This is a genomic window from Actinocrinis sp. (genome assembly GCF_035946395.1).
GTDB lineage: Bacteria > Actinomycetota > Actinomycetes > Streptomycetales > Catenulisporaceae > Actinocrinis.
This window is the reverse complement of record NZ_DASYZI010000109.1, coordinates 17,110-41,817: the sequence shown is the minus strand read 5'-3', so window position 1 is coordinate 41,817 and position 24,708 is coordinate 17,110. Positions and strand designations below refer to the sequence as shown.

Below are 24,708 nucleotides of genomic sequence, written 5' to 3'. Positions count from 1 at the left end.
TCCGCGTGACCTCTGAACCACGTAACGCAGCAATCTCCACTCGGGCATCCGGGAGCGGCGGCAATGGCGAACGACGGCGAGAAGTCCCTGGAATACCTCAAGCGGGTCACCGCGGACCTGATGCGCTCCAGACGGCGCGTGCAGGAGATGGAGACACGGGCGCGCGAACCGATCGCGATCGTGGGAATGGCCTGCCGGTTCCCCGGCGGCGTCGAATCCGCGGATGAGCTGTGGCAACTGGTCGTGGCGGGCGGGGACGCCGTCTCGCAGTTCCCCCGCGACCGGGGCTGGGACCTCGACGCGCTGCACGATCCGGACCCGGACACGCCGGGCACCACGTACGTGCGCGCTGGCGGCTTCCTGCGCGGCGCGGACCGGTTCGACGCGGGTTTCTTCGGGATCTCGCCCCGTGAGGCGCTGGCGATGGACCCGCAGCAGCGGCTGCTGCTTGAGGTCTCCTGGGAGGCGCTGGAGCGGGCCGGGATCGACCCGGCGTCGATCCGCGGACCCCAGACCGGCGTTTACGTCGGGGCCTCCCGCTCCGGCTACCTGACCAGCGCGGCGAGCGTCCCGCCCGAGGTCGAGGGCTACGCCATGAGCGGCGGCGCGCTCAGCGTCATCTCGGGCCGGGTGGCTTACACCTTCGGGTTCGAAGGCCCCGCGATCACCGTGGACACCGCGTGCTCGTCATCGTTGGTGGCGCTGCACCTGGCGAGTCAGGCGCTGCGTGCGGACGAGTGCTCGCTCGCGCTGGTCGGCGGCGTCGCGGTGATGGCGACCCCGCAGACTTTCGTCGAGCTCTCCCGCCAGCGCGCGCTGGCCCCGGACGGCCGGTGCAAGTCGTTCGCCGCCGCGGCGGACGGGTTCGGCGCCGGCGAAGGGGCGGCGGTCCTCGTCGTGGAGCGGCTGTCGGAGGCGAACCGGCGCGGGCACCGGGTCCTGGCCGTGGTGCGCGGCTCCGCAGTGAACCAGGACGGCGCCAGCAACGGCCTGACGGCGCCGAACGGCCCGTCGCAGCAGCGGGTGATCCGGGCGGCGCTGGCCGGCGCGGGAGTTTCGGCGGGCGAGATCGACGTCGTGGAAGCCCACGGGACGGGCACGGCGCTGGGCGACCCGATCGAGGCGCAGGCACTGCTGGCCACCTACGGCCAGGACCGGCCCGCCGATCGGCCGGTGCTGCTGGGATCGGTGAAGTCGAACATCGGGCACACCGCTGCCGCGGCCGGGATGGCCGGTGTCATAAAGACGGTGATGGCGCTGCGGCACGGGATGGTGCCGGGGACGCTGCACGTCGACGAGCCCAGCCCGCACGTGCACTGGTTCTCCGGCGCGGTCCGGCTCGCCACGCAGACGATGCCGTGGCCGCCGCGAGAGGGGCCGCGGCGTGCGGGGGTGTCCTCGTTCGGCATCAGCGGCACCAACGCCCACGTGATCCTGGAACAAGCACCCGACGACCGGCAATCAGCACCCGACGACGCATCGGCCGCGACCGCCGCGCCGACGGTAGTGCCGTGGTTATTAACAGGCCGAAGCGAGCAAGGCCTGCGAGACCAGGCGAAACGCTTGCTGGAATTCGTCACCGCCGACTCCACTCTCGACCCATCGGAGATCGCACGCTCACTGACGAGGCGGGCGGCGCTCTCGCGTCGAGCGGTCGTGCTCGGGCCGAACCGGGAGCGGCTGCTGGCCGGGCTGGGCGCGGTGATACGGGGAGAGAGCGCCGCCGACGTGGTGACAGGCACGGTGAACGGCTCGGGCCGGTTGGCGTTCCTGTTCTCCGGGCAGGGTGGCCAGCGGCTCGGCATGGGCCGGGAACTGTACGAGGCGTTTCCGGTTTTCGCCGACGCACTCGACGCTGCGTGCACCCACCTCGACCGCCATCTCGGCCGGTCGGTCCAGGACGTCCTGTTCGCGCCGGCGGGATCCGCCGAGGCACAGTTGCTGAACCAGACGGTGTTCACCCAGGCCGGGCTGTTCGCGATCGAGACCGCGCTGTTCCGGCTGCTGGAGTCGTGGGGCGCCCAGCCGGAATTCCTGCTGGGCCATTCGATCGGCGAGCTGGCCGCGGCGTACTGCGCGGGAGTCCTGTCGCTGCCGGACGCCTGTGCGCTGACGGCGGCGCGCGGCCGGCTCATGCAGGCGCTGCCGGCAGGCGGTGCGATGGTGTCGTTGCAGGCCGGTGAGCAGGAAGTGGTGTCGTCACTGGCGGACGCGGCCGGGGCTGTGAGCACGGCTGCGGCCGCCGCAGCCGTGAGCATCGCCGCGCTGAACAGCCCGATGGCGACGGTGGTGTCCGGCGACGAAGACGCAGTGCGCCGGATCGCCGACCACTGGGCGGCGCTGGGCCGCAAGACGAAGCGGCTGAACGTCTCGCACGCGTTCCACTCCCCGCTGATGGAGCCGATGCTTGACCAGTTGCGGGATGTGGCCAAGGGATTGTCGTTCCAGCCGCCGCGCATTCCGGTCGTCTCCGGCCTCACCGGCGAGCCGGTGCCGGACGAGCAGTTGTGCTCGCCGGAGTACTGGGCGCAACAGGTACGTCAGCCGGTGCGGTTCAGTGACGGTGTCCGCTGGCTGGCGGATCAGGGTGTGAACCTGTTCGTGGAACTTGGCCCGAGCGGCGAGCTGTCCGCGTTGGGCCAGGAGTGCGTGGACGACTACGACTCCGGCAAGGCTGTGTTCGTCGCGGCTCTGCGTAAGGACCGGCCGGAGTCGGTGGCGATCACGAGCGCAGCAGCGCAGGCGTATGTCAACGGTGCGGCGCTGGATTGGCGGGCGATCGTGCCCGGCCAGGCCGATGCGCGCGTGGAACTGCCGACGTATGCGTTCCAGCGGCAGCGGTACTGGGTGCAGGCCGCGCAGCCGTCCGGGGACGCGGTCGCGATGGCGGGGCTCAATCCCGGTCGCCATCCTCTACTCGGCGCGATCACCGAACTGGCCGACGGCAACAGCGTGATCCTGTCCGGTCGGCTCTCCGTGCGCTCCCATCCGTGGCTTGCTGATCACGTGATCGGCGACGTGGCGCTGCTGCCGGGAGCGGCGTTCGTGGAACTGGCGCTGACCGCCGCGGCGGCTGCGGGCCGCGGCCGGGTCGAGGACCTGACGCTCGAAGCACCCCTGCTGATCCAGCCGCACGGCGCGATGCAGATCCAAGTGGTCGTAGGGGCGCCGGACGAATCGGCGAGGCGTGCCCTGAGCGTCTATTCGCGTCCTGAGGAAACCTCGCTCGACGGCGCGTGGACACGCCATGCCGTTGGCGCGGTGACCGATGTGGCTGTGCCGGGGGACTTCAGCGGCCTGGCGGTCTGGCCGCCCTCGGGCGCGGTGCCGCTGCCCGTGGAAAAGCTCTACGACGGATACAAGGAGCGCGGCTACGGCTACGGTCCGGCGTTCCGCGGGATCCGCGCGGCCTGGCGGCGGGGCGACGACATCTTCGCCGAGGTGTCGCTGCCGACGCAGCAGCGTGGCGAGGCCGGAGGGTTCGGCGTGCATCCGGCGCTGCTGGACGCCGCGGCGCAGGCAGCGGGCCTTGGCGTCATCGTCGCGGGCGAGCAGGCGGCCACCAGCGAGGGGATATGGCGGCCGTTCGTGTTCGACGGCGTGTCGCTGTTCTCGGCAGGCGCCGCCGACCTGCGGGTGAACGTGCGCTCGACGGGACCGGACCGGGTGACGCTGATGGCGGCGGATCTCACCGGGCGGCCCGCGGTGTCGGTGGAGTCGATCGTGGTACGGCCGGTGTCGGCGCAGCAGTTGCGCGCGGCCGATCACGCGGTGCGCGATTCGTTGTTCCGGCTCGACTGGGTCCCGGTCGACTCGGCACCGTCCGCGTCGCCGATGTCGTCGGCCGACCGGCCATGGGCGCTGCTGGGGGACGGTGAGCCGGAACTGGAGGAGGCGCTGCGAGCCTCCGGCGCGGTGGTGCAGCGGTATCCGAGTGCTGCCGGATTGGGCGCGGCCATCGCGGGCGGATCGCCGATGCCCGCGGCGGCGGTGTGGACGTGCGTTTCGCAGTCATCTGCCGACGCCCCCGATTCCGCCGACGACATCGCATGCACCGTCCGCTCGGTGACCGCCGAGGCATTGACCGCGGTGCAAGCATGGTTGGCTGATGAGAGCCTGGATCCGTGCCCGCTGGTGATTGCGACCCGAGGCGCGGTGGCGGCGCGGACCGGCGAGGACGTCCCGGATCTGGCGGCCGCCTCGGTATGGGGACTGGTGCGGTCGGCGCAGGCAGAACACCCGGACCGGTTCGTCCTGCTGGATCTGAGCCGGGATCAGGAACTCGCTGTCATACCGGATCCGGTGTGGGCGACTGTCGCGACGTGTGAAGAACCGCAACTGGCCGTCCGTGACGGTGGACTGCTCGTACCGCGGCTGGCCGGCGCGGCGACGGACGAGAGCCTGACGCCTCCCGCCGGGGTGGCGGCATGGCGCCTGGAGAGCACCGAGGCGCAAACCCTCGAAGGCCTGTCGCCGGTGGCCTGTCCGCAGGTCATGGACCCGCTGCGGCCGGGCGAGGTCCGGGTGGCGGTGCGCGCGGCGGGGTTGAACTTCCGTGACGTGGTCGTCGGCCTGGGCATGGTCGCCGCGCGGCAACCGCTCGGCGGCGAGGGCGCCGGGGTCGTGACGGCGGTCGGCGACGGCGTGCCCGACCTGAGACCCGGCGATCGGGTGATGGGCGTCCTGCCGGGCGCGTTCGGCCCGGTGGCGGTGACCGACCACCGGCTGCTGGCGAGGATTCCGGAAGGCTGGTCGTTCGAGCAGGCCGCTTCGGTGCCGGTGGCGTTCCTGACCGCCTACTACGCGCTCGCGGACCTGGCCGCGTTGCAGCCGGGCGAGACGGTGGTGGTGCACGCGGCCGCCGGCGGGGTCGGTATGGCCGCGGTGCAGTTGGCCCGGCACTGGGGCGCACGGGTCCTGGCCACCGCGAGCCCCGGCAAGTGGCCCGTGCTGACCGCCGCCGGACTGGATCCGGCCGACATCGCCTCCAGCCGCGACCTCGGCTTCGAGCAGCGATTCACCGCGTCCACCGCAGGCCGCGGCGTCGACGTGGTGCTCAACTGCCTGACTCGCGAGTTCGTGGACGCCTCGCTGCGGCTGACCCGCCCCACGGGACGCTTCATCGAGCTGGGCAAGACGGACATCCGCGACCCCGGACAACTCGGCAGCGTCTACCCCGGCGTCGGCTACCGGGCATTCGACCTGAGCGAGGCCGGACCCGATCGCCTCGGGCAGATGCTCGGCGACGTCATGGAGCTGTTCGGGAAGGGTGTCCTGCAACCCCTGCCGACTACGAGCTGGGACATGCGCCGCGCGGTATCGGCGTTCAGATACATGAGCCAGGCCAGGCATGTCGGCAAGATCGTGCTGACGTTGCCGCCGCCGCTCGATCCCGACGGCACCGCGCTGATCACCGGGGGCACCGGCGTGCTCGGCGCCCTGGTCGCCCGCCGTCTCGTGACCGAGCACGGGATCAGGCGGCTGGTGCTGCTCAGTCGGCGCGGCGACCAGGCTCCCGGCGCGGCCGAACTGCGCGCGAGGCTGCTTGAGCTGGGCGCCGATGTTCACATCGCCACCTGCGACGCGGCGGACCGGGAGGCGCTGGCCCGGGTGCTGGCCGCGATCCCGGCCGATCACCCGCTGACCGCCGTGGTGCACGCCGCGGGCATGATCGACGACGCCACGCTGACCTCGCTCACCCCGCGCCACCTTGAGGCGGTGCTGCGGCCCAAGGTGGACGCCGCGCTCAACCTGCACGAACTGACTGCGGGCACGGATCTGTCGGCATTCGTGTTCTTCTCTTCAGCGGCCGGGCTCATCGGATCACCGGGGCAGGGGAACTACGCCGCCGCGAACGTGTTCCTGGACGCCCTGGCTCATCGCCGCCGCGCGCAGGGGCTGCCGGGCATCTCGGTGGCGTGGGGCATGTGGGCGCCGGCCAGTGCGATGACCGCCAACCTCAGCGTCGCCGACCGGGCACGCATCAACCGCGGCCTCGCGCCGATGTCCGCCGAACACGCGCTGGCGCTCTTCGATGCCGCGATCGCCACCGATCATCCGCTGCTGCTCGCCGCTGACGTCAATGCCAACCGGTTGCGTTCGCTGGCAGCCTCCGGCTCCGTCCCCGCACTCTGGCGCGGGCTCATCCGCACCGCCGCCCAGCCTCAGGCCCGGGCCGGGGTCGCCGACACCGGCGCCGCCCTCGTGCGGCATCTGGCCTCGCTGCCGGAGAACGAGCAGCACCAGTTCCTGCTGGGCCTCATCCAGACCCACGCCGCGATCGCCCTCGGCGGCGGCGACCCCGGGACCATCGCCGCGGACCGCCCGTTCCGCGACCTCGGATTCGACTCCCTCACCGCGGTCGACCTGCGCAACCGGCTCACCGCCGCGACCGGCCTGAAGCTTCCGGCCACCGTCGTGTTCGACTGGCCCACCCCCGTCGAGCTCGCCCGCGACCTGCACACCCGGCTGGACCCCGGTGACGCCGGGCAGGACGCGCCACCGCCGGTGTTCGATGGAATCGAGGGCCTGGAACGAGCCCTGATGGAGCTGACGCCGGACGACGAAACACGCACGAAGATCACGAAACGACTGGACGCGCTGCTCTGGAGATGGCGCGGCGCGCACGAAGCGACCGCGCAGACCGCCGCCGACGGCGACGCAGCCCTCGAAGACGCGGTACTCGGATCCGTCGAATCGGCGACGGACGACGAACTGTTCGCCCTCATCGACCGGGACTACGGAACATCGTGACAGTACCCTACGACTCCTGGAGGCGATCATGCGGCTGATGCGCCGTCACCCGGCCCGCCGCCGCACCGCCGCGCTCGCCGTTCTCAGCGCGGTGACAGTGGCCACACTTACCGGCGGCGCGCTCACCGGAACTGTATCCGCGCAGGCCGCGAGCCTGCCGATCACGTACAGCTTCACGGCGGCGTTCGTCGCGCATGCCGCCACGCCGACGCAGCCGCCACCGGGAGCCAACGACTTCAACTGCCATCCCAGTACGGCGCACCCGTACCCGGTGATCCTGGTGCACGGGACGTACCTCAACATGAGCGACACATGGCAGGCCGCCTCACCCCTCCTCACCGACCACGGCTACTGCGTCTTCTCGCTGAACTACGGCGCGCTGATCTCGCCCGCCGACGACTTCCAGGGGCTCGGCGAGATCTCGGCCTCCGCCCAGCAGCTGGCGACGTTCGTCGACCAGGTCCTCACCGCCACCGGGGCCGGCAAGGTCGACATCGTCGGGCATTCGCAGGGCGGCATGATGTCCCGTTACTACATCAACTTCCTCGGCGGCGCGCAGAAGGTCGACAAACTCGTCGGCCTCGCCCCGCCGAACTACGGCACGACCATCGACGGCCTGATCAACCTGTTGAACACACTCAACCTGCTTGTCCCGGTCAACAGCGTCGTCGGCATCGCGTGCGACGCCTGTGTGGAGCAGGAGATCGGCACGCCCTTCCTCGCCAAGCTCAACGCGACGCCAACGGTGCCCACGGTCGACTACACCGTGATCGCGGACAAGGGCGACGAGGTCACCACGCCGTACACCAACGCGTTCCTGTCGGCTGCGCCGAACGTCACCAACATCACCGTGAACGATCAGTGCGCACTGGACAACACCGAGCACTTCGAACTCCCATACGACCCGGTGGCGCTGGCGGACGTGCTCAACGCCCTCGACCCCGCACATCCCGTCAACGTGCCGTGCCTGCCGGTGCTCCCGCTCACCGGTCCGGTGGGCTTCGTCCCGCCGTTCTGAACCCGGCTCGGGGTAGGGGCGTAAACGCGCGATCGCTCTCAGCGCCGGTACAGCGGTGCCGAGAGCGATCACGTCAAGGTGTGGACTACAGGTCAGATTCCGTGGGCGTCAGGCATCAGGCGCTTACGGGATCTGCGCCCACGGCTGGGCTACCAGCCAACTTGAGTCGGTCGCCCACGTGGTGGCGTCGTCCCAGGGGTTGGTTCCGCCGTCGCTGGCGAGGTAGACGGTGTTGTCGAAGGTGCGGATGTGCTTGGTCGTGAAGTTCACCGACTGGAACGAGACGCCTGTCCCGCTGTTGCCCGTCTGCGGGCAGAACGTCGCGTCCTGGGAGAACAGCGTGCTGCCGTCGCCGGGTTGCAGGTGGAACTGGAAGTTCTGGTGCCTCAGGTAGCTGCCGGGCTTGTTGACCGACTCGAACGAGACGCAACTCGGGTCGGCCAGGCCGGGCGTCTCCATGAAGGTTGCGTCCAGTTTGTCGGTCTGCGCGCTGCTCGCCGTGATCGGTGCGGTGACGACGAGGTCGTCGGTGTCGTCGTGCTTGATGAAGTCCGACGTGCCGCCGGTGGCGGTCGTCTGGATCGACACCAGCGGTCCGGGATCCAGCGCGAACGTGTTCTCCCCACCCGGCGTGGGGCCGCCGACGATGAAGTCGGAGCAGTTGCTGTCGGTGTCGTCGCCCTCCGGGAAGTGGCTTGCGCTCTTGCCCGCTCCACTGCTCAGCGTCGGTGTGGCCACGACGCAGCCGCTGCCGGCGCCGCCTTGGTAGCCCTCCGCGCCCTCGTCGCCGGGCGCTCCAAAGTGATCGGCGTGGTTGCCCAGAACACGACGTTGTTCGGTCCGGCCTCACTCCTGGCGGCGTTCGAGCAGTCGGCGTCCGAGGCCGGGTTCGCGGTGGCGGTGGCGAGCGTTCGGGCCCGTCCTGATCACCCGAGACAGTGTCGCCGCGCCGCGCTAAGGCGTGTTTGGGAAGTAGGGCCGGATCAGGGCGTGGTGTCTGGCGCGTGCGATCGCAAGGCGGAGGATCGCCCCTAGGCCGGTTGTCATGGGACAGTCCGACAACGAGGCGAGCGTGCGCGCCAGACACCACGACCCCGGCCCCGCCTCTCGAACACGCCCCAGCACAGTGCCTTCAGCGAGTGCGGCGCCTCCAGCGGCGGGTCGCTCACCCGGAGGTGGTCGACTCGCGCGGCACCAGGCGGCAGGGCAACGACTCGACCCCTGTCCTGAGGTCGCCGCCGAGCGCGGCCGACAGCCGCTGCGCGGCGACCCGGCCGAGGGTCTCAAGATTCATGTCGATGCTGGACAGCGGGGGAGGGGAGCTGGTTGTGAAGATCTCCCAGTTGTCGAAGCCGATGACGGCGACGTCGCCCGGCACGTCAAGTCCGGCCCCGTGCAGCGTGTCGATGACACCGCGCGCGATCTGGTCGGAGCCCGCGAAGACGGCGTCGACACCCCGCGTCTGGGACAGCAGCATCCTGGTGGCGCTGCGCCCCCACGCCTCGGACCAGGAGCCGAAGTACACTCGGCCGCCGGCCAGTTCGAGGCCCTGCTCGGCCAACTCGGCGAGCGCGCCTTTGGCACGGTCCTGAGCCGCGCCGTAGCTGGGGTCGCCGGTGATGTGGGCCATCGAGCGGCGTCCTACGTCGATCAGGTGACGCACCGCCATCCGCCCGCCCGAAACGTTGTCGCTGACCAGTGACAGGTCGTCAGGATCCTCCGACGGCGCGTACGCGTAGACGACCGGCACGGGCAGGTCGCGGCCCACCGACGGGCGCGGGTCCGGGCGGGCGCCCACCACGATCAGGCCGTCGACCCGGCGGGAAAGCAGGGTTTCCAGATGCCGGGCCTCGCGGATCGCGTCGCCGCGCGCGTCGCACAGCAGCACGCTCGTGCGGCCGACGCCGAACGCGTCCTCCGCGCCCATGAGGATCGGGATCGACAGCCGGCCCTCAAGGTCCGAGGTGAGCAGCCCGACGATGCCGGTGCGCACGGCGCGCAGCCCCTGCGCGAGCGCGTTCGGAGAGTACGAAAGGCGCGCGGCGGCCTCCAGCACGGTGGTTCGTGTCGTGGCCGAGACATGCGTGCGGCCGTTCAACGCCTTGGATGCGGTCGCGATGGACACCCCGGCCAGTCGAGCGACGTCCTCCAGCGTGGCAGCGCGGCTGTTCGAGCGCTGGGCAGCTCGCCTCGCCACTGCCCCTCCCGTCTTCGTCCCGGTGGTGTTGTGAAAACGATACCTCTTCAAAGCCTTGACCAGCAGCATGCCCGGGATTACTTTGAGGAAAACCTTTTCGGAATTCGCCGATCCATCAGGTCGATGGCTCAGGACACCTAAAAGACCATGTCATGTCGTACGACGTGGTCGAATATCGCGAAGAATCCCACGTGTCAAGCAGGCCGAACGAAAGCCAAACCGAAAACACTTAGCCCCGCGAGGCCGCGGGCGCGAGATCAAGGAGTGCTGCCCATGATCAGCATTCGATCGGAAGGATCGGAAGGATCGGAGGGCCGGCGCCGCCGCCGCTCGGTCGTCGCCGTGGTCGCGGTCGCCGCGATGAGCCTGGCGGCGTGCAGCAGCGGCGGCGGGAAGGGTGAATCGGTCACCCAGGGCGGAATCAACGGCACCGACGACGGCACGTCGCTGACGCTGTGGACGCGCGCGCCGCTGGAGTTGCAGGCCAACCTGCTCGTCAAGGCGTACAACGCGTCGCACAAGAATCAGGTCAAGCTGACGATCGTGCCGAACGACGACTACGTCACCAAGGTCGGCGCGGCGGCGGGCGGCGGCGGGCTGCCCGACCTGTTCGCCTCGGACATCGTCTACGCGCCCAACTGGGTCAAGGCGGGGTTGTGGCAGGACCTCACCAGCCAGATCGGCAAGCTGCCTTTCGCCGGCGCGATCAACAAGGGCCACCTGGCGGCCGGCACGTATCAGGGCAAGGAGTACGTGCTGCCGTTCGTGCTGGACCTGTCCGTGATGATGTGGAACAAGACGCTGTACAAGGAGGCCGGCCTCGACCCGGACAAGGGCCCGACCACCCTCGCGGACTTCGTCACGCAGGCCAAGGCCATCGCGGCGCTGAAGAAGCCGGGCGTCTACGGCACGTACTTCGGCGGCAACTGCGGCGGCTGCGGGGTCTTCACCTGGTTCCCGATGATCTGGGCGTCCGGCAACGACGTCCTGAGCCCGGACGGCACCCAGTCGCTGCTCGACAGCGACACCGCGAAGCAGGTGTACGCGGCCTGGAAGGACCTGTGGAACTCGGGCGCCGTCGATCCCGCCAGCAAGGACGAGACCGGCGCGACCTGGGTCGGCCCCTTTCAGCAGAACAAGATCGGCATCATGCCGTACCCCGCCTCCCTGCTGCCCACGGTCGGCAAGACCGTCGACGCGGGCGTGGCCCCGATCCCGGGCCCGGACGGCGGCGAGTCGACCTTCGTCGGCGGCGACGGCATCGGCGTGTCGAAGGACTCCAGGCACGAGGCCGAGGCGTGGAACTTCCTGGCCTGGCTGATGTCCGACGACGCACAGGTCAACGTCCTGGCCGCGAACGACAGCATCGTCTCGCGCAGCGACCTGGCGAACAACAAGTACGCCGTCAAGGACCCGCGCGTCGTGGCCATCAACCAGGTCGCCGGATCGCCGAACAGCAAGACCCCGATCGCGATCGACTTCCAGCAGGCCTTCAACGCCGCGGGCAGCCCCTGGGTCACGCTGTTTCGCGACCAGGTGTTCAACGGCAAGGACAACCTGTCGCAGGACAACAGCGCCATCAACGGCGTCCTCGGCCAGTGAACTCCGGCTCTTCGAACTCGGCCGGGGCCCGCAGCGCAGGGTTGGCCGACGCGCGGCGGCGGACGAGCCTACAGCCGCACACAAAGCCCCGGCCGAGTTCGAAGAGCCCATTGTGCGCAGCTCTCGCCGTCAACGACCAGGAAAGCCATGAGCGTTCAGTCGCCGACCACACACTCTGCATCCCCCAGTCCGCCAGGCACCGTGTCGGTGCTCAAGCCTCGCCGGCACGGCCTCAGTCGCCGGCGCCGCGCGGCCGGCTGGGCGTACGCCGCCCCGACCGCGGCGTTCGTCGTCGTGTTCTTCGTCCTTCCCCTGCTGCTGGTCACGCAGATGTCCGTGTCCGACTGGGGACTGTTCAACGGTGATCAGGGCCTCAACGCCCCGCACAACTTCACCGCCGCCGTCGACCAGCGGCTGTTCTGGCCGGCGGTCCGCTTCACCATCGAGTACACGGTGGTCACCACGGTGATCCTGATCGGCTGCGCGCTCGGGCTCGCGCTGGTGGTCCAGGAGTCGACCCGGTGGACCGGCCTGCTGCGCACGGCCATCCTGGTGCCCAGCGCCCTGGGCCTGGCCTCGGCGTCGCTGTTGTTCTACGCGCTCTACTCGCCGGACAGCGGCCCGTTCGGGCAGGTGATGCAGGACCTCGGAATCAGCAACGGGCCGGTCTCGTTCCTCGGCACCCCCGGCCACGCGCTGTGGTCCACGGTGGCGCTGATCGTGTGGCGCTACGCCGGGTTCTACATGCTGCTGCTCCTGGTCGCGTTGCAGGGGATCTCGGCCGACGTCTACGAGGCCGCCGAGATCGACGGCGCCGGGCGCTGGAAGCGGTTCCGGCACATCACGCTGCCGCTGATCCGCCCCTCTCTCGCGCTGTGCACGATCCTGTGCGTCACCGGCTCGCTGCTCGCGTTCGACCAGTTCTACATCCTCACCAAGGGCGGCCCGGACAACAGCACCCTGACGATCGTGCAACTCGTCTACAACGCCGCCTTCCAGGGCCGCAACGACCTCGGTCTCGCCGCGGCGCTGTCGATCACCGTCCTCGCCGCCCTGCTCGTGCTGAACATCGGGCAGTTCCGCTGGCTGCGTGGCAAGGAGAATTGACATGGCATCGACCCACAGCGTCCGGGCGGCGCGCCCGCGCTCCACGGGCGTGGCGAACCTGGCGGTGCGCACCCCGTACTACGTCCTGACCGGCGCTCTGGCGATCATCTTCCTGTTCCCGCTGTTCTGGGCGGCGATCCGGTCCGTCTCGCCGCAGGCCGGCACGGCCCAGGTGCACGGCTGGGGCCTGGGGAACTACGACACCCTCACCCACTACCAGGCCGGCATCTGGCAGTACGTCCTGAACAGCTTCATCGTCTCGGGGCTCACCGTGGTCTTCACGCTCGCCGTCTCGCTGCTGGGCGGCTACGCCTTCGCCCGGTTCGCGTTCCCGGGCAAGAACGTGCTGTTCATGCTCACGCTGGCGATCCTGATGGTCCCCTACGCCACGCTGCTGATCCCGCTCTACGTGCTGCTCGACCGGATCGGCCTTCAGAACTCGCTGCTCGGCCTGTCCCTGGTGCTGACGCTGTTCCAGCTGCCGTTCGCGACGTTCATGATGCGCATCTCGTTCGAGTCGGTGCCCAAAGAACTCGAAGAGGCCGCGCTGGTCGACGGGTGCGGCACTCTCAAAGCCCTGGTCCGGGTGCTCGTGCACGCGGTGCGCCCGGGGCTGGTGACGGTGGGCCTGTTCGCGTTCCTCGCGGCGTGGAACGACTTCATCACCCCGCTGGTGCTGATCAGCGACTCCACCAAGCTGCCCCTGCCGGTGGCCGTCGCGAACCTGCGCGCGCAGGTGATGGGAGTCATCGACTACGGCGCCACCGAAGCCGGAGTGGTGGTGCTCGCGCTGCCCTGCATCGTCCTGTTCATCCTGCTCCAGCGGCAGTACGTCCGCGGGTTCATGTCCGGCGCACTCAAGGGCTGATCGATGACGACCGACACCGCACGCCTGCAAGCACCCCACGCCGACCGCGCGCCGGACTCCGGCCGCCCGGTCATGCCGCGCGGGGCGAGGCTGCGTCCCCTGTCCCTCACCGACGTCCGGATCACCGCCGGGTACTGGGCCGAACTTCAGCACCGCAATCAGAGCGCGATACTGCCGCACATCGACCACTGGCTCGAACGCACCGGTTGGCTCGGCAACTTCGACGCCGCCCGCGAGCACCGGCTCCCGGCCGGCCGGGCGGGCCGCGAGTTCTCCGACAGCGAGATTTACAAGTTCCTTGAGGCGATGGCCTGGGAACTGGGCCGGCGGCCCGATCCGGCCCTTCAGCGGCGCTTCGACGCGATCGTCGCGCGGATCGCGGCGGCTCAGGAGCCTGACGGCTACGTCAACACCAGGTTCGGCCGGCCCGGCCAGGAGCCGCGCTGGTCCGACCTTGAGATGGGGCACGAGCTCTACTGCGTCGGATTCCTGCTCCAAGCGGCCGTCGCGCGTATTCGCACCGGGCACCCGGAAGACCTGCTGGTCGAAGTCGCCCGCCGCGCCGCCGATCTGGTCTGCGACGTGTTCGGCGAGGACGGGATCGAATCCGTTGACGGCCACCCGCAGATCGAGTCCGCGCTCGTCGAGCTGTACCGGGCGACCGGCGACCGGCGGTATCTCGAACAGGCCCGGCTGTTCGTCGACCGCCGCGGCCACCACGTGCTCAAGGAGATCGAGTTCGGCCGCGAGTACTTCCAGGACGACATACCCGTGCGCGAGGCAGAGGTCTTCCGCGGCCACGCGGTGCGGGCGCTCTACCTCGCCGCCGGCGCGGTGGACCTCGCGGACGAGACGGATGACGGCGCCTTGCGCGAAGCCGTCGCCCGGCAGTGGCGGCGCACCGTCGCCCGGCGCACGTACATCACCGGCGGGATGGGCTCGCGCCACCAGGACGAGGCGTTCGCGGAGGACTTCGTTCTGCCCCCGGACCGCGCGTACTCGGAAACCTGCGCCGGCGTCGCCTCGGTGATGCTCGCATGGCGGCTGCTGCTGGCCGAAGGCGATCCGGCGTACGCCGACCTGATCGAGCGAACCCTGTTCAACGTGGTCTCCACCTCGCCCTCCGCGGACGGACGAGCGTTCTTCTACGCCAACACACTGCACCGCCGGGAACTCGGCGGCCCCGCGGACCCGGACCGACCCAGCGTGCGCGCGGCGGCGTCCCTGCGTGCGCCGTGGTTCGAGGTCTCGTGCTGCCCGACGAACGTCGCGCGGACCCTGGCCAGCTTGGCCGCCTACGTGGCCACCGCCGACGAGGATGGCCTACAGCTACACCAGTACATGTCCGGCACCGTCAGCCACAGCCGTGCCGACGGCCAGGAACTGCGGGTCACCGTCACCACCGAATACCCCTACGACGGAGAGATCCGGGTCCGCATCGACAGCCGCGCCGACCGGGCCTGGTCGCTGTCCCTGCGCGTGCCCGGCTGGGCGACGCGGGGGGCGTCCGTCACCGTGGGCGCAGACACGCGGCCGGTCGGTCCAGGCACGCTCACCGAGCGCAGAGTCTGGCGGCCCGGCGACGAGGTCGTCCTGCGCCTGCCGATGACTCCGCGGTTCACCTATCCCGACCCTCGGATCGACGCCGTCCGCGGCTGCGTCGCGGTCGAGCGCGGCCCGCTCGTCATGGCGCTGGAGTCCGTGGACGTCCCGCGGACGGCGTCCGTCGACGCACTGCGAGTGGACGTCAGTGCGCCGCCGCGCGTGGTGGACGGCCAAGTCGTCGTACGTTTCCACGGCCTCGCCTCGCGCGACCACAACTGGCCCTATTCGGCCCGCGGGGATGAGCACAAGCCCGAACAACCGATCAAGACAGCCGACATACCGCTGGTGCCGTACCACGCGTGGGCGAACCGCGGCCCCTCCACGATGCGGGTCTGGTTGCCCGTTGACGCGACTCGCGCGTAGGAAATCAGTTTCCTTTCGGATTTCGGCCCGGCGCAGGTGCCACAGCCGGACGGTTGGCCCCGTGAGCGCATTCAACGGTACCGAGGTCTACTGGGCCGACGACGGCGGCGGCCTGCGGGCGCCGTCCTCGTGGGCGGTGCAGTTCTGGGATGGCGGCAACTGGGTGAACGTCGGCAACCAGAGCGGCCAGCCGACGGCGCTCAACACCTTCAACGACATCACCTTCGGCCCGGTGACGACCTCCAAGCTGCGCATCAACATGCAGGGCAACGGCACGGCGTCGGTCGGCATGATCCAGTGGGTGGTGCCCAGCATCCCGTGATCATCCAATAATCAGTCAGCTCAACGCAGCCTCCTGTGACCCTCGCGCCCGCGGGTGCGAGGGTCACGTGTCGTATCAAAGCAATCAAGACAACCATCGCCTATACGGCGTAGTACGCGCTTCGACTTCTCGATCAAGGGGGTAGCTTGATCGTCGGGGGCCCGACGACTACTTCAATCGATTGGAGAAGTTATATGGACCAGCGTGAGGATTTGCAGACGCGTGTCGTCGCCCGGGCGGCGCGGGACTCCGAATTCAAGGCGTTGCTGCTGAGCGACCCGCACAAGGCGATCGGGCAGGAACTGGGGATCGCCGTCCCGTCGAGCGTCCACATCAAGGTCGTGGAGGACACGCAGGAGACCGCTCACCTGGTTCTGCCCTCCAACGGACACGCTCCCAGCAAGAAGGACACCCACACGATGGGCGTCACCTGGTCGGCCCAGTCCAACGGTTGTCAGTGCTGAGAGAAAGAGCACGGCACGTTCGGCCGTAACCGTTCATGCGGCAACTCCACTCTCATCACTCGCTGAGTGCTGACGGCCTCTCCGACCAGCTCGACCGGTCGGAGAGGCCCGGCATCGGCGGCCTCAACCCCGGCTTGGAGCAACCTGCACGGGGTTCCGCGCAGCTGCTCCTGAGCCGCATGCAACGCGTGCTGCCACCCGAACTGGTCCCGCCCGCCTCGCTCACCGCCGCGCGGGAAGTCACCCGGCTGCTGCCGGGATCGATGACGGCGCGGCTTGGCTTCGAGGCGCGGCTGCGGGAGTCGGCCGACCAGGCCGACCTGCTGTGCTGCGTCACTCCATGGCCGGGCGAGCGCGAAGCGCTGCTGAGCTGCGCCTCGGGATATGACGGTTCGACACCTGCGGCGGCCCGCGCCTGGCATCAGGTGGGCTCCCTCGCGCGCGAGTGGGCGCGGCCTGCGTCCCGTCTGCACCGGGGCGTCTCAAACCTCTGGCTCGAATTCGACCTGGACCGGCCGCATATCGGTGCTCCGGTTCCCAGCGTGTTCTTCGGCCTCGACGACCCCGATACTCGGGCCGCGTCGTTCCCGGGCCGGCAGCGGCAGCCGACCAGGGACCACGAAGCCACGAGGGTCGGCCTCGGGGCGCTCGGCGCCGGGGCTTTTGCGCCACCGCTCACGGACCGGATCGATCGCTGTTTTCGCGCGCTGCCGGCGGACGCCAAGATCTTCCAAGTCGGCATGATGCTCGCCCGACGCACCGAAGCGGTGCGTCTGTGTGTCCGCCGCCTGCCGGCGGAGCTGTTCTGCGAATATCTGCGAGACGTCGGCTGGACCGGCGACCCGGCCCGGCTAGGGCCCTGCCTCGACGAACTCCGCACGCACGCCGCCCATCTGTGCCTGGACCTCGATGTGACGAAAGACGGGATCGCACCTCGTCTGGGCATCGAGTGCTCGGCGTCCGCCGAGCCGCAGGACGGGCCGTCCTGGGATGGCCTGCTCGGATTCGCCGGCCGACTCGGCCTGTGTTCGGCGCGGAAGGCCGAGGCGCTGCTCCGGTGGCCCGGAGTCGAGGCGGGGCAGGACGCGGCCGATGAGCTGCTGGTCCGTGCCATCGCTCACGTGAAGTTCGCGTACCAGGCGGGACGGCTGGCCGAGGCGAAGGCCTACTTCGGCGGCTGGAAACGGGTCACTGCCGCGAGTCTGCTGAGAGGGATCGTATGACTGTGTTGAGCGGTCACATGACCGTGCTGCCGCAATCCCGCACCGGTGGGACCGGCAGCCGCGTCGGCCCGGATCTGCGGGCCGCGATCCACGCAGGCCTCGGCTATGTCGCCGGCCGCCAAGAGCCGGACGGAAGCTGGCGTGACTTCGCGATCCGCGAGTCCGGAGTGAGCGACCAGTGGGTGACGGCTTATGTCGCGGCTAACCTGCGCAGGATCCGCGCGGCCGGACCCCTCGTGAAGGCCGCTCGGGGCTGGCTCCTTGAAGCCGGCTCGCCGGGAAGCGGCTGGGGCTACAACGGCAAGCAGGCTCCGGACGCCGACTCGACGGCCAATGCTCTGCTCCTGCTCGCCGACACGCGCGGGGCCGCCGACGATCCGGGCGACGTGACCGCGGCCGCCGAAGTCCTGGCCGGATTCCGCTGCGAGGAAGACGGCGGCTTTCGAACCTACGCGCCGCTTCACGCAGAAGGCGGCTGGCTGTACACCGGGAGCGCTTGGTGCCGGTCACAGCCGTGCGTCACGGCTCTGGCCGGAGAGGCACTGCACGCCTCGGGCCTGAAGCGATACCGGAAGCAGGCGGCAGACGCAGCCGACTACCTGCGAGCACGACAGGATCCTGCGGGATTCTGGGAGGCCTACTGGTGGCACGGCCGGCTCTACGCGACTTATCGGGCATGCCGGCTCCTCGTGCGCGTGGGAGACCGGGAGCAGGCGCGCCGGGCCGCTGAGTGGGTCGCCGGTTCCATCCTGGACGGCGGCGCCTGGGCGGAGGGCCGGGATGCGGACCCCACCGCGTTCGCCACCGCACTGGCCGTCGCGACCCTGGTTCTCGTCGCCGGTGGAACGACGGGACCCGACCGCGCAGCGCTTCTCGGAGCGGCCGAACGGGGCGTGCGCCGACTGCTCGGCACGCAGAAAGAGGACGGCGGCTGGCCGTCGGCGCCGATCCTGCGCGTGCCGCCGCCGAGCGAGTACGAGCCCTGGCGCAGCCCTTCAGCCGGACCGCTGGTCGCCGATCAGAACCGCCTGTTCACTTCCGCCACGGTGCTCGCGGCCCTCATCGCCTGGTACGCGGGCGATCAGGGAGTGCCCAGTCCCGCCGCCGTATTCGAATCCGCGCCGCCACCAGGTTCGGCCGCCTTGGAATCCGCGCCGCCTTCGGGTTCGTCTGCGTTGCCGGATGTACTCGCGCGGTCGTTCGACCGGTCCCCTGCCGCACCACTGGAATACCTGGAACACGGTGACACCGAGCGGCTCGCGTATCTCGACGCGTCCCGGCCGGTTGCATTCCAGGAACTGGTGGTCCCCCTGGTCGAGGCGGCGGCGGAGAGGATCCGGGAAAGGTGCGGCCGGGAACTCGGCCGGCTCGTGTCCCCGCGGGCCCTCGCCGAACTCGATCGCAGCCTGCTGCGCTGGGCCGGCTTCACCCTGGGACCCGCCCTCGAACTCGAATTCACCCTGTTCCGCATGCGACGGCAGGGCGCGCTCGACCGCCTGCTCGGCGCCGCGGACGGGCGAGAACGGCGCACGCACTATCGGGCTTTCGCGGCCGGCCTGCTGGACGGTGCCATGGTCGGCGTCTACCGCCGGTACCCGGTACTGGCCCGGATCGTGGCGGGGCTGGTCGAGTCGCATGTCGACGCCACGTGCGAGTTCCTGGCCAGGCTACGCGACGATCGCGCGCTCCTCGGCGCCGAACTGTTCGGGAGGGAACCGGGCCGGGTCGAGGAGATCGAGGCGGACCTGTCCGACCGCCATCACGGCGGCCGCAGCGTGCTCCGCCTGGCTTTCACGTCAGGCGACCGGGTGATCTACAAGCCGCGCACGCTCGCGGTCGACGCCGTCTGGTCGAGACTGTTCGACTGGCTGGCCGAGCACGGGCTGAACCTGCGCACACCCCGGGTGCTCGACCGGCGCACTCATGGCTGGGCGGAAGCCGTCGATCCGGCCCCCTGCCCGGATGAGGCCGCCGTGCGGCGCTACTACCAGAGCGTCGGCCGACTGCTGAGCCTGCTGCACACCTTGCGGGCAACCGACTGCCATCTGGAGAACTTGGTCGCCTGCGGCGAACACCCGGTGCTCGTCGACCTGGAGACCCTCTTCCATCCGCAAGCCGCCGCGGACCTGTCGGGCATCGGGGCGGCGGGAGTGGCGCAGCGCACTCTCGGCGAGTCAGTGCTGCGTGTCGGCCTGCTGCCCGACTGGCGGTCCGGTCCGTCCGGCGGCGCCTTCGACATCAGCGGGCTGTGCGGTGCCGGAGACGAGGACACGCCGGTGCTCGTCCCGCAATGGGAGCACGTCAACACCGACGCGATGAAGCTGCGCTACCGCTCCGGCAGGACTCGCGCGTCGCAGAACCTGCCCAGCCTCGAAGGCCGGCGGCTCTGCGCTCGGTCACATGCCGACCAGATCGTGGACGGCTACCGCGAGATGACCGCGCTGCTCGCCGAGCACGCCGACGAGCTCATCGCCCCCGGCGGGCCGATCGCCGCCTTCCGCGGCCTGAAGACGCGGTTCATCCTGCGCCCGACCGCTCAGTACTACGGTCTGCTTCATCGCGCGCTCCAGCCCAGCGGCTTGGGAGACGCGGCCGATTTCGACGCGGCCCTCGACGAGGCCTCCCACGACCTGCCGAGCGGGCCCGCCGCCGTCGGCGCGCGGCCCTTGCTCATCGCGGAGAAGGAGGCCCTCGCCCGGCTGGACATCCCGCGCTTCGACGTCCCCGTCGACGGCGCGGACGAGGTCTTCGGGCTCTTCGAACGTGACCGTGGCCTTGTGTGCGGCTGTAGGGCCGCCCACCGCTGCGCGTCGGCCGCCCCCGCGCCGCCGGCCACGGTCGCGTTCGAAGAGGGGGTCTTCGGCAGCGACATCCCAGTGCTCTTCGACGGTTCGGGCTTCGGCGCCGCGGCTTCGCGGCTGGACCGGACGAGACGTCCCGAATCCGGCCGCGACCAGGTCAGGATCATTCGGGCTGCCCTCTATACGGAGCAGGCGGCGCTGGCACTGTCAGTTGTCTCCGGCGCTGACGAGCCGGAGACAGCCGATGGAGAGACAGCCGGCGGGCAGGCTGCGTGCCTACCGCGCGCGGAAGCGGAGCGGCTGGCGGCGCAGATCGGGCGGGCACTGGCGGATCAGGCCGTGCGCGACGGCGACGAAGCGACCTGGCTCGGCCTGTTCCGTTCGGGTGAAACCGGCCGGCACCGCATCGAGCCGGTCGGATTCGACCTCTACCAGGGGGCCGCCGGGATCGCGCTGTTCCTCGCCGCGCTCGACGAGCCGTGCGACGGCGGTTTCCGTTCGCTCGCGCTGGCCGCACTCAATCCACTCAGACGGATCCTGGAGCTGCCGTCCGCGCGGCACGACCTGGCCGCCGAACTGGGCATCGGGGGCGCGCAAGGCATGGGCTCGATCGTCTACGGCCTGGGTTCAGCCGCTCGACTGCTCGCCGAACCCGCGCTCGTCGCACTGGCCGAGCACGCCGCCCGGTCGATCGGCCCCGAGTCGATCGAAGCGGACGAAGACCTCGACGTGATCTCCGGCTGCGCCGGGGCGATCCTCGCCTTGCTCGCCTTGTCCTCCTGGACGGACGACGCCGAATGGCTGGAACGGGCAGTCGGCTGTGGCCGACGCCTCCTGGCACAGCGTGTCATGACGCCGTTTGGCCTAAGCGCATGGTCTGTCCGGGGGAGAGAGCCGCTGACCGGGTTCGCGCACGGCGCCGCCGGTATCGCTTACGCCCTCATGCGTCTGTACGACGCGACCGGGGAGGCCGCATTCCTGACGGCAGCTCTGGAAGGCATCGCCTACGAGAACGCCCGCTTCGATCCGAAGCGGGGCAACTGGCCTGATCTGCGGGACCGCCCTGAGGGCTCCGACTCCGCCGCTCGATACGCCGACGGCTGGTGCCACGGAGCCCCGGGAATCGGCCTGAGCAGGCTGGCCCGCGCCGACGACCGCGAGGCACGCGCCGACGTCGAGATCGCGGTGCGATCGGCCATGGCCGCGGGCGGCGGCGGCCTGGACAGCCTGTGCTGCGGCGCCTTCGGCCGCACCGAACTGCTTCTGGCCGCCGGCCTGCGACTCGGCCGCCCGGAACTGGTGGAGCACGCGAAGGCCCGGGCTGCCTCGGTCCTCGGGCGGCGGTCGCGGGCGGGTGCCTTCCGCCTCCTGCCCGGACATCCCGTGGAGGCCGACAGCCCCGGGCTCTTCAACGGTGTCTCCGGCATCGGCTACCAACTCCTGCGTCTGTGCGATCCGCAGCGGGTGCCCTCTGTGCTGCTCTGGCGCCCGAACGCCGGGGACGACTCCCACCTGCAAGGAGCATGACCGTGCGTGAGGAACAGCTATTCGAGTTCGATACCCGCGGCGTGGTCGTCATCCGCGGGGCGCTCTCGCCCGGCGAGGTGGATGAGCTCAACCGCGCGCTCGACCTCGTGCAGCCGGCGCCGCCTCCGGTGGCCTTCCCGCTGCTCGATCTGGGCCCGCTGTGCGTGGAGCTCATGGCGCGCGCCGCGACCCTGGAACTCCTGCGCTCACTGATCGGCGACTACCTGCGCTTCGACCACGGGCTGGGGATCCAGATGACCGCCGACACCGCGGTCGGTGAGAACCTGCACGGCGGTCCCCGGTCCCATCAGGGCTCCGAGCACTATCAATGGGTTCACGGCGGCATGTACAACGGGCTGGTCGTCGCCATGTACGTCCTGGCCGACGTGAACGATGGAGACGGCGGTTTCATCTGCGTTCCCGGCAGTCATCGGGCGAACACGCCGTACCGGCCGCCTCTCGACTCACCCCTGGTGGTCAACCCGGCCGTCCGCGCGGGCGACATGATCGTCTTCACCGAGGCCCTCATTCACGGCACTCGGCAGTGGCGAGCGGAACACCGGCGGCGAGCCCTCGTCTACAAGTACGCACCCGGATACCTGGTGGCCAATCCGTACGACAGCCTCGCTCCGTACCGGGAACTGGCCACCACACCGTTGCAGCGTGAGCTCCTCGGTCCTGCGGGCTCATCGATGCGCGCCCGGCTCAGCGTGTTCACGGACGCTCTGGGCCCCGCCGGTGATCCCGGCCTCGATCCCCGGGCGCAGCCGGCGCGGTCGAACGGGGTGTACGCGCGATGAACGTCCTTTCCGCCGCACTGCTCTCCACCGTCCCCGCCCCGCTTGCGGCATCGGACCAGGACCGTGAAACGCACGGTTCGTTCCCGGTCGCGCTCGTCTCAATGCCCTTCGTCTCGCACCTTCACCCCTCGATTCAGCTCGGCCTGCTCAAGCCGATCGCGGAAGCGCACGGATTCCCGGTCGAGACGTTTCACCTCTACCTGGATTTCGCCGCCGCCATCAAACCCTCCGTCTACGAGAACCTGTGCAACGACGGGCGTTACCCCTTGGGGGACTGGCTGTTCTCGATCGCCGCGTTCGACGACGAGGCGCCGGATCCGCGAGGAGCGTTCCTGGACTTCTGCGACGAGCAGGCGGCCGGGCTGTTGAGCTCGACCGGAAGGTCCCGGGGCGAGTTGCTCGCCATCCGGCACGAGATCGTCCCCGAGTACCTCGACAGCCTCATGCGGGTCGTCGACTGGGGACGGTTCCGGGTGGTGGGCTTCACCTCCACGTTCCAGCAGAACGTCGCCTCCCTCGCGCTCGCCCGCCGGATCAAGGAGGAGTTCCCGTCGGTGTCGGTGGTCTTCGGCGGGGCGAACTTCGAGGAGGAGATGGGAACGGAGTACGTGCGCCGCGTTCCCTGGATCGACTACGCGGTCGCCGGGGAGGCGGACGCCTCCTTCCCCCAACTGCTCGCGGCCCTGGCCCGCGGCGGCGACCCGTCGCTCGTGCCGGGGGTCGTCTGCCGCGATCGCCGCGACGTGACCCGGCGGGCCGCGGCCGCCCCCACGACCCGGCTCGACGACCTGCCGATTCCCGACTACCACGAGTTCTTCGACCGGGCCGAGCGGCTCAGCTTCCTGAACCTGCTGCCCGCGGCGCACCGGCAGTCCACGTCGATTCCGTTCGAGAGCGCCCGGGGCTGCTGGTGGGGCGAGCGCAAGCACTGCACCTTCTGCGGCCTCAACGCCAACGGGATCGCGTTCCGGGCCAAGTCGGCCGGCCGCGTCGAGCGGGAGCTCGGCGAGCTTTCGGGCCGGCACGGCGTGACCGCCTTCGTGGCCGTGGACAACATCATGGACATGTCCTATTTCAATTCCCTGCTTCCCGCGCTCGCGAGGCGGGGCGGCGAATACGACCTCTTCTACGAGCTGAAGTCGAATCTGCGCCGCGACCAGATCCGCCGGCTCGGCGACGCGGGGGTGCGCTGTGTCCAGCCGGGCATCGAATCCCTCAGCACACCGGTGCTCGCCTTGATGCGCAAGGGCGTGACCGGGCTCCAGAACGTCAACACTCTTCGCTGGTGCCGGTACTACGGCGTGGACGTCCAATGGAACGTCCTCTACGGATTCCCGGAGGAAACCCGGGAGGACCACGACGGGCAGGCCGCGCTCATGGGCGACCTGTTCCACCTACAGCCGCCGCTGGGCGTCGGCCGCATCTGGCTTGAGCGCTTCAGCCCGCTCTTCTTCGACCGCGCGCGCTTCCCGGCCCGCCATGTGCGGCCGCAGGAGGGATACCGCTTCGTCTATCCGGCCTCGATCGACCTGGACAAGGCCGCCTACTTCTTCGACTACCAGCTGGAGAACACACTCCCCGAGACGGCCTTCGGAAACCTCAAAGCCGTCGTGCACGACTGGCAGGCGAGGTGGCGCGCGCAAGCGCCCTCTCTCGTCTATCACCCCGCACCCGGCGGCGGGATCCGCGTCGAAGACCGGCGGCGCGCCGGGTCGCCAAGGACCCTCGACATCCCGGAACCGTGGGCGTCCGCGTACGCGTACCTGAGCGATCGCCCGTCCACCTTGGCGAAAGCGCTGGAGGGCCTGAACCTCACGCATCTGCATGACGAAATGGACGCGGTCGCCGCCGACTGGTGCGCCGCCGGGATCACCGCACAGGAAGGCCGCTATTACCTGAGCCTGGCGCTGCCGCCGCCAGGCGACCGTGACATTGACGACTGTGACATCCACGACTGTGACATTGACGAACCGTGACACCCACGACTGCGATATCGATGACACCGGCCTCGGCGATAGGGAACTCGCATAACGGCTGTCGGCCGCGTTCCGTCGCTGG

Annotated in this window: 14 protein-coding genes and 1 pseudogene; 13 read left to right on the top strand and 2 right to left on the bottom strand. The window is 70.0% G+C overall.

What is annotated here, in order from left to right; translation table 11 throughout:
- Positions 1-63: 63 nt before the first annotated feature.
- Entirely contained in the window at positions 64-6,753 is a 6,690-nt protein-coding gene (locus VGS97_RS07280; protein ID WP_326852478.1) for an SDR family NAD(P)-dependent oxidoreductase, read from the top strand.
- Positions 6,754-6,790: 37 nt separating this feature from the next.
- Positions 6,791-7,771 carry an esterase/lipase family protein gene (locus VGS97_RS07275; RefSeq protein ID WP_326852477.1) on the top strand — a complete coding sequence of 327 codons (981 nt, stop codon included), beginning with the start codon at positions 6,791-6,793 and terminating at the stop codon, positions 7,769-7,771.
- Positions 7,772-7,894: 123 nt separating this feature from the next.
- Here VGS97_RS07275 and VGS97_RS07270 read toward each other — a convergent pair whose 3' ends face one another.
- Positions 7,895-8,509 carry an AbfB domain-containing protein gene (locus VGS97_RS07270; RefSeq protein ID WP_326852475.1) on the bottom strand — a complete coding sequence of 205 codons (615 nt, stop codon included), beginning with the start codon at positions 8,507-8,509 and terminating at the stop codon, positions 7,895-7,897.
- A 30-nt stretch (positions 8,510-8,539) separates the two neighbouring features.
- Between VGS97_RS07270 and VGS97_RS29455 the strand changes: the two are divergent.
- Positions 8,540-8,686: pseudogene (locus tag VGS97_RS29455) on the top strand (LacI family transcriptional regulator); the annotation flags it as partial.
- Positions 8,687-8,936: 250 nt separating this feature from the next.
- Here the strand turns inward: VGS97_RS29455 and VGS97_RS07265 are convergent.
- Positions 8,937-9,968 (bottom strand): LacI family DNA-binding transcriptional regulator, encoded by a 1,032-nt coding sequence (locus VGS97_RS07265; protein WP_326852473.1) that lies wholly within the window; start codon positions 9,966-9,968, stop codon positions 8,937-8,939.
- A gap of 273 nt (positions 9,969-10,241) precedes the next feature.
- Here VGS97_RS07265 and VGS97_RS07260 point away from each other — a divergent pair, with 273 nt between their 5' ends.
- The 10 genes from VGS97_RS07260 (at position 10,242) to VGS97_RS07215 (ending at position 24,626) form a co-directional block, all read left to right on the top strand.
- On the top strand, positions 10,242-11,570 hold the full coding sequence (locus VGS97_RS07260; RefSeq protein WP_326852472.1) for a sugar ABC transporter substrate-binding protein: 1,329 nt from the start codon (positions 10,242-10,244) through the stop codon (positions 11,568-11,570).
- A 147-nt stretch (positions 11,571-11,717) separates the two neighbouring features.
- Positions 11,718-12,677: a carbohydrate ABC transporter permease gene (locus VGS97_RS07255; protein ID WP_414641658.1), complete on the top strand. Its 960-nt coding sequence runs from the start codon at positions 11,718-11,720 to the stop codon at positions 12,675-12,677.
- Between the two features lies 1 nt (position 12,678).
- Positions 12,679-13,545: a carbohydrate ABC transporter permease gene (locus tag VGS97_RS07250; protein WP_326852470.1), complete on the top strand. Its 867-nt coding sequence runs from the start codon at positions 12,679-12,681 to the stop codon at positions 13,543-13,545.
- Positions 13,546-13,548: 3 nt separating this feature from the next.
- The gene (locus tag VGS97_RS07245) at positions 13,549-15,513 is read left to right on the top strand and encodes a glycoside hydrolase family 127 protein (protein WP_326852469.1); all 1,965 of its coding nucleotides are present in this window, start codon (positions 13,549-13,551) and stop codon (positions 15,511-15,513) included.
- A gap of 61 nt (positions 15,514-15,574) precedes the next feature.
- Positions 15,575-15,835: a hypothetical protein gene (locus VGS97_RS07240; protein ID WP_326852468.1), complete on the top strand. Its 261-nt coding sequence runs from the start codon at positions 15,575-15,577 to the stop codon at positions 15,833-15,835.
- A gap of 194 nt (positions 15,836-16,029) precedes the next feature.
- Positions 16,030-16,299: an NHLP leader peptide family RiPP precursor gene (locus VGS97_RS07235; protein WP_326852467.1), complete on the top strand. Its 270-nt coding sequence runs from the start codon at positions 16,030-16,032 to the stop codon at positions 16,297-16,299.
- Between the two features lie 179 nt (positions 16,300-16,478).
- The gene (locus tag VGS97_RS07230; protein WP_326852466.1) at positions 16,479-17,522 is read left to right on the top strand and encodes a hypothetical protein; all 1,044 of its coding nucleotides are present in this window, start codon (positions 16,479-16,481) and stop codon (positions 17,520-17,522) included.
- Positions 17,519-21,850 (top strand): type 2 lanthipeptide synthetase LanM, encoded by a 4,332-nt coding sequence (gene lanM / locus VGS97_RS07225; RefSeq protein WP_326852465.1) that lies wholly within the window; start codon positions 17,519-17,521, stop codon positions 21,848-21,850. The genes VGS97_RS07230 and lanM overlap by 4 nt, the downstream gene beginning before the upstream one ends.
- Positions 21,847-22,650, top strand: a complete 804-nt coding sequence (locus tag VGS97_RS07220; RefSeq protein ID WP_326852464.1) for a phytanoyl-CoA dioxygenase family protein — start codon at positions 21,847-21,849, stop codon at positions 22,648-22,650. Before lanM ends, VGS97_RS07220 begins: the two co-directional genes overlap by 4 nt.
- Complete coding sequence (locus tag VGS97_RS07215; protein ID WP_326852463.1) at positions 22,647-24,626, top strand: RiPP maturation radical SAM C-methyltransferase; 1,980 nt, start codon at positions 22,647-22,649, stop codon at positions 24,624-24,626. Before VGS97_RS07220 ends, VGS97_RS07215 begins: the two co-directional genes overlap by 4 nt.
- The last annotated feature ends 82 nt before the right edge of the window (positions 24,627-24,708 follow it).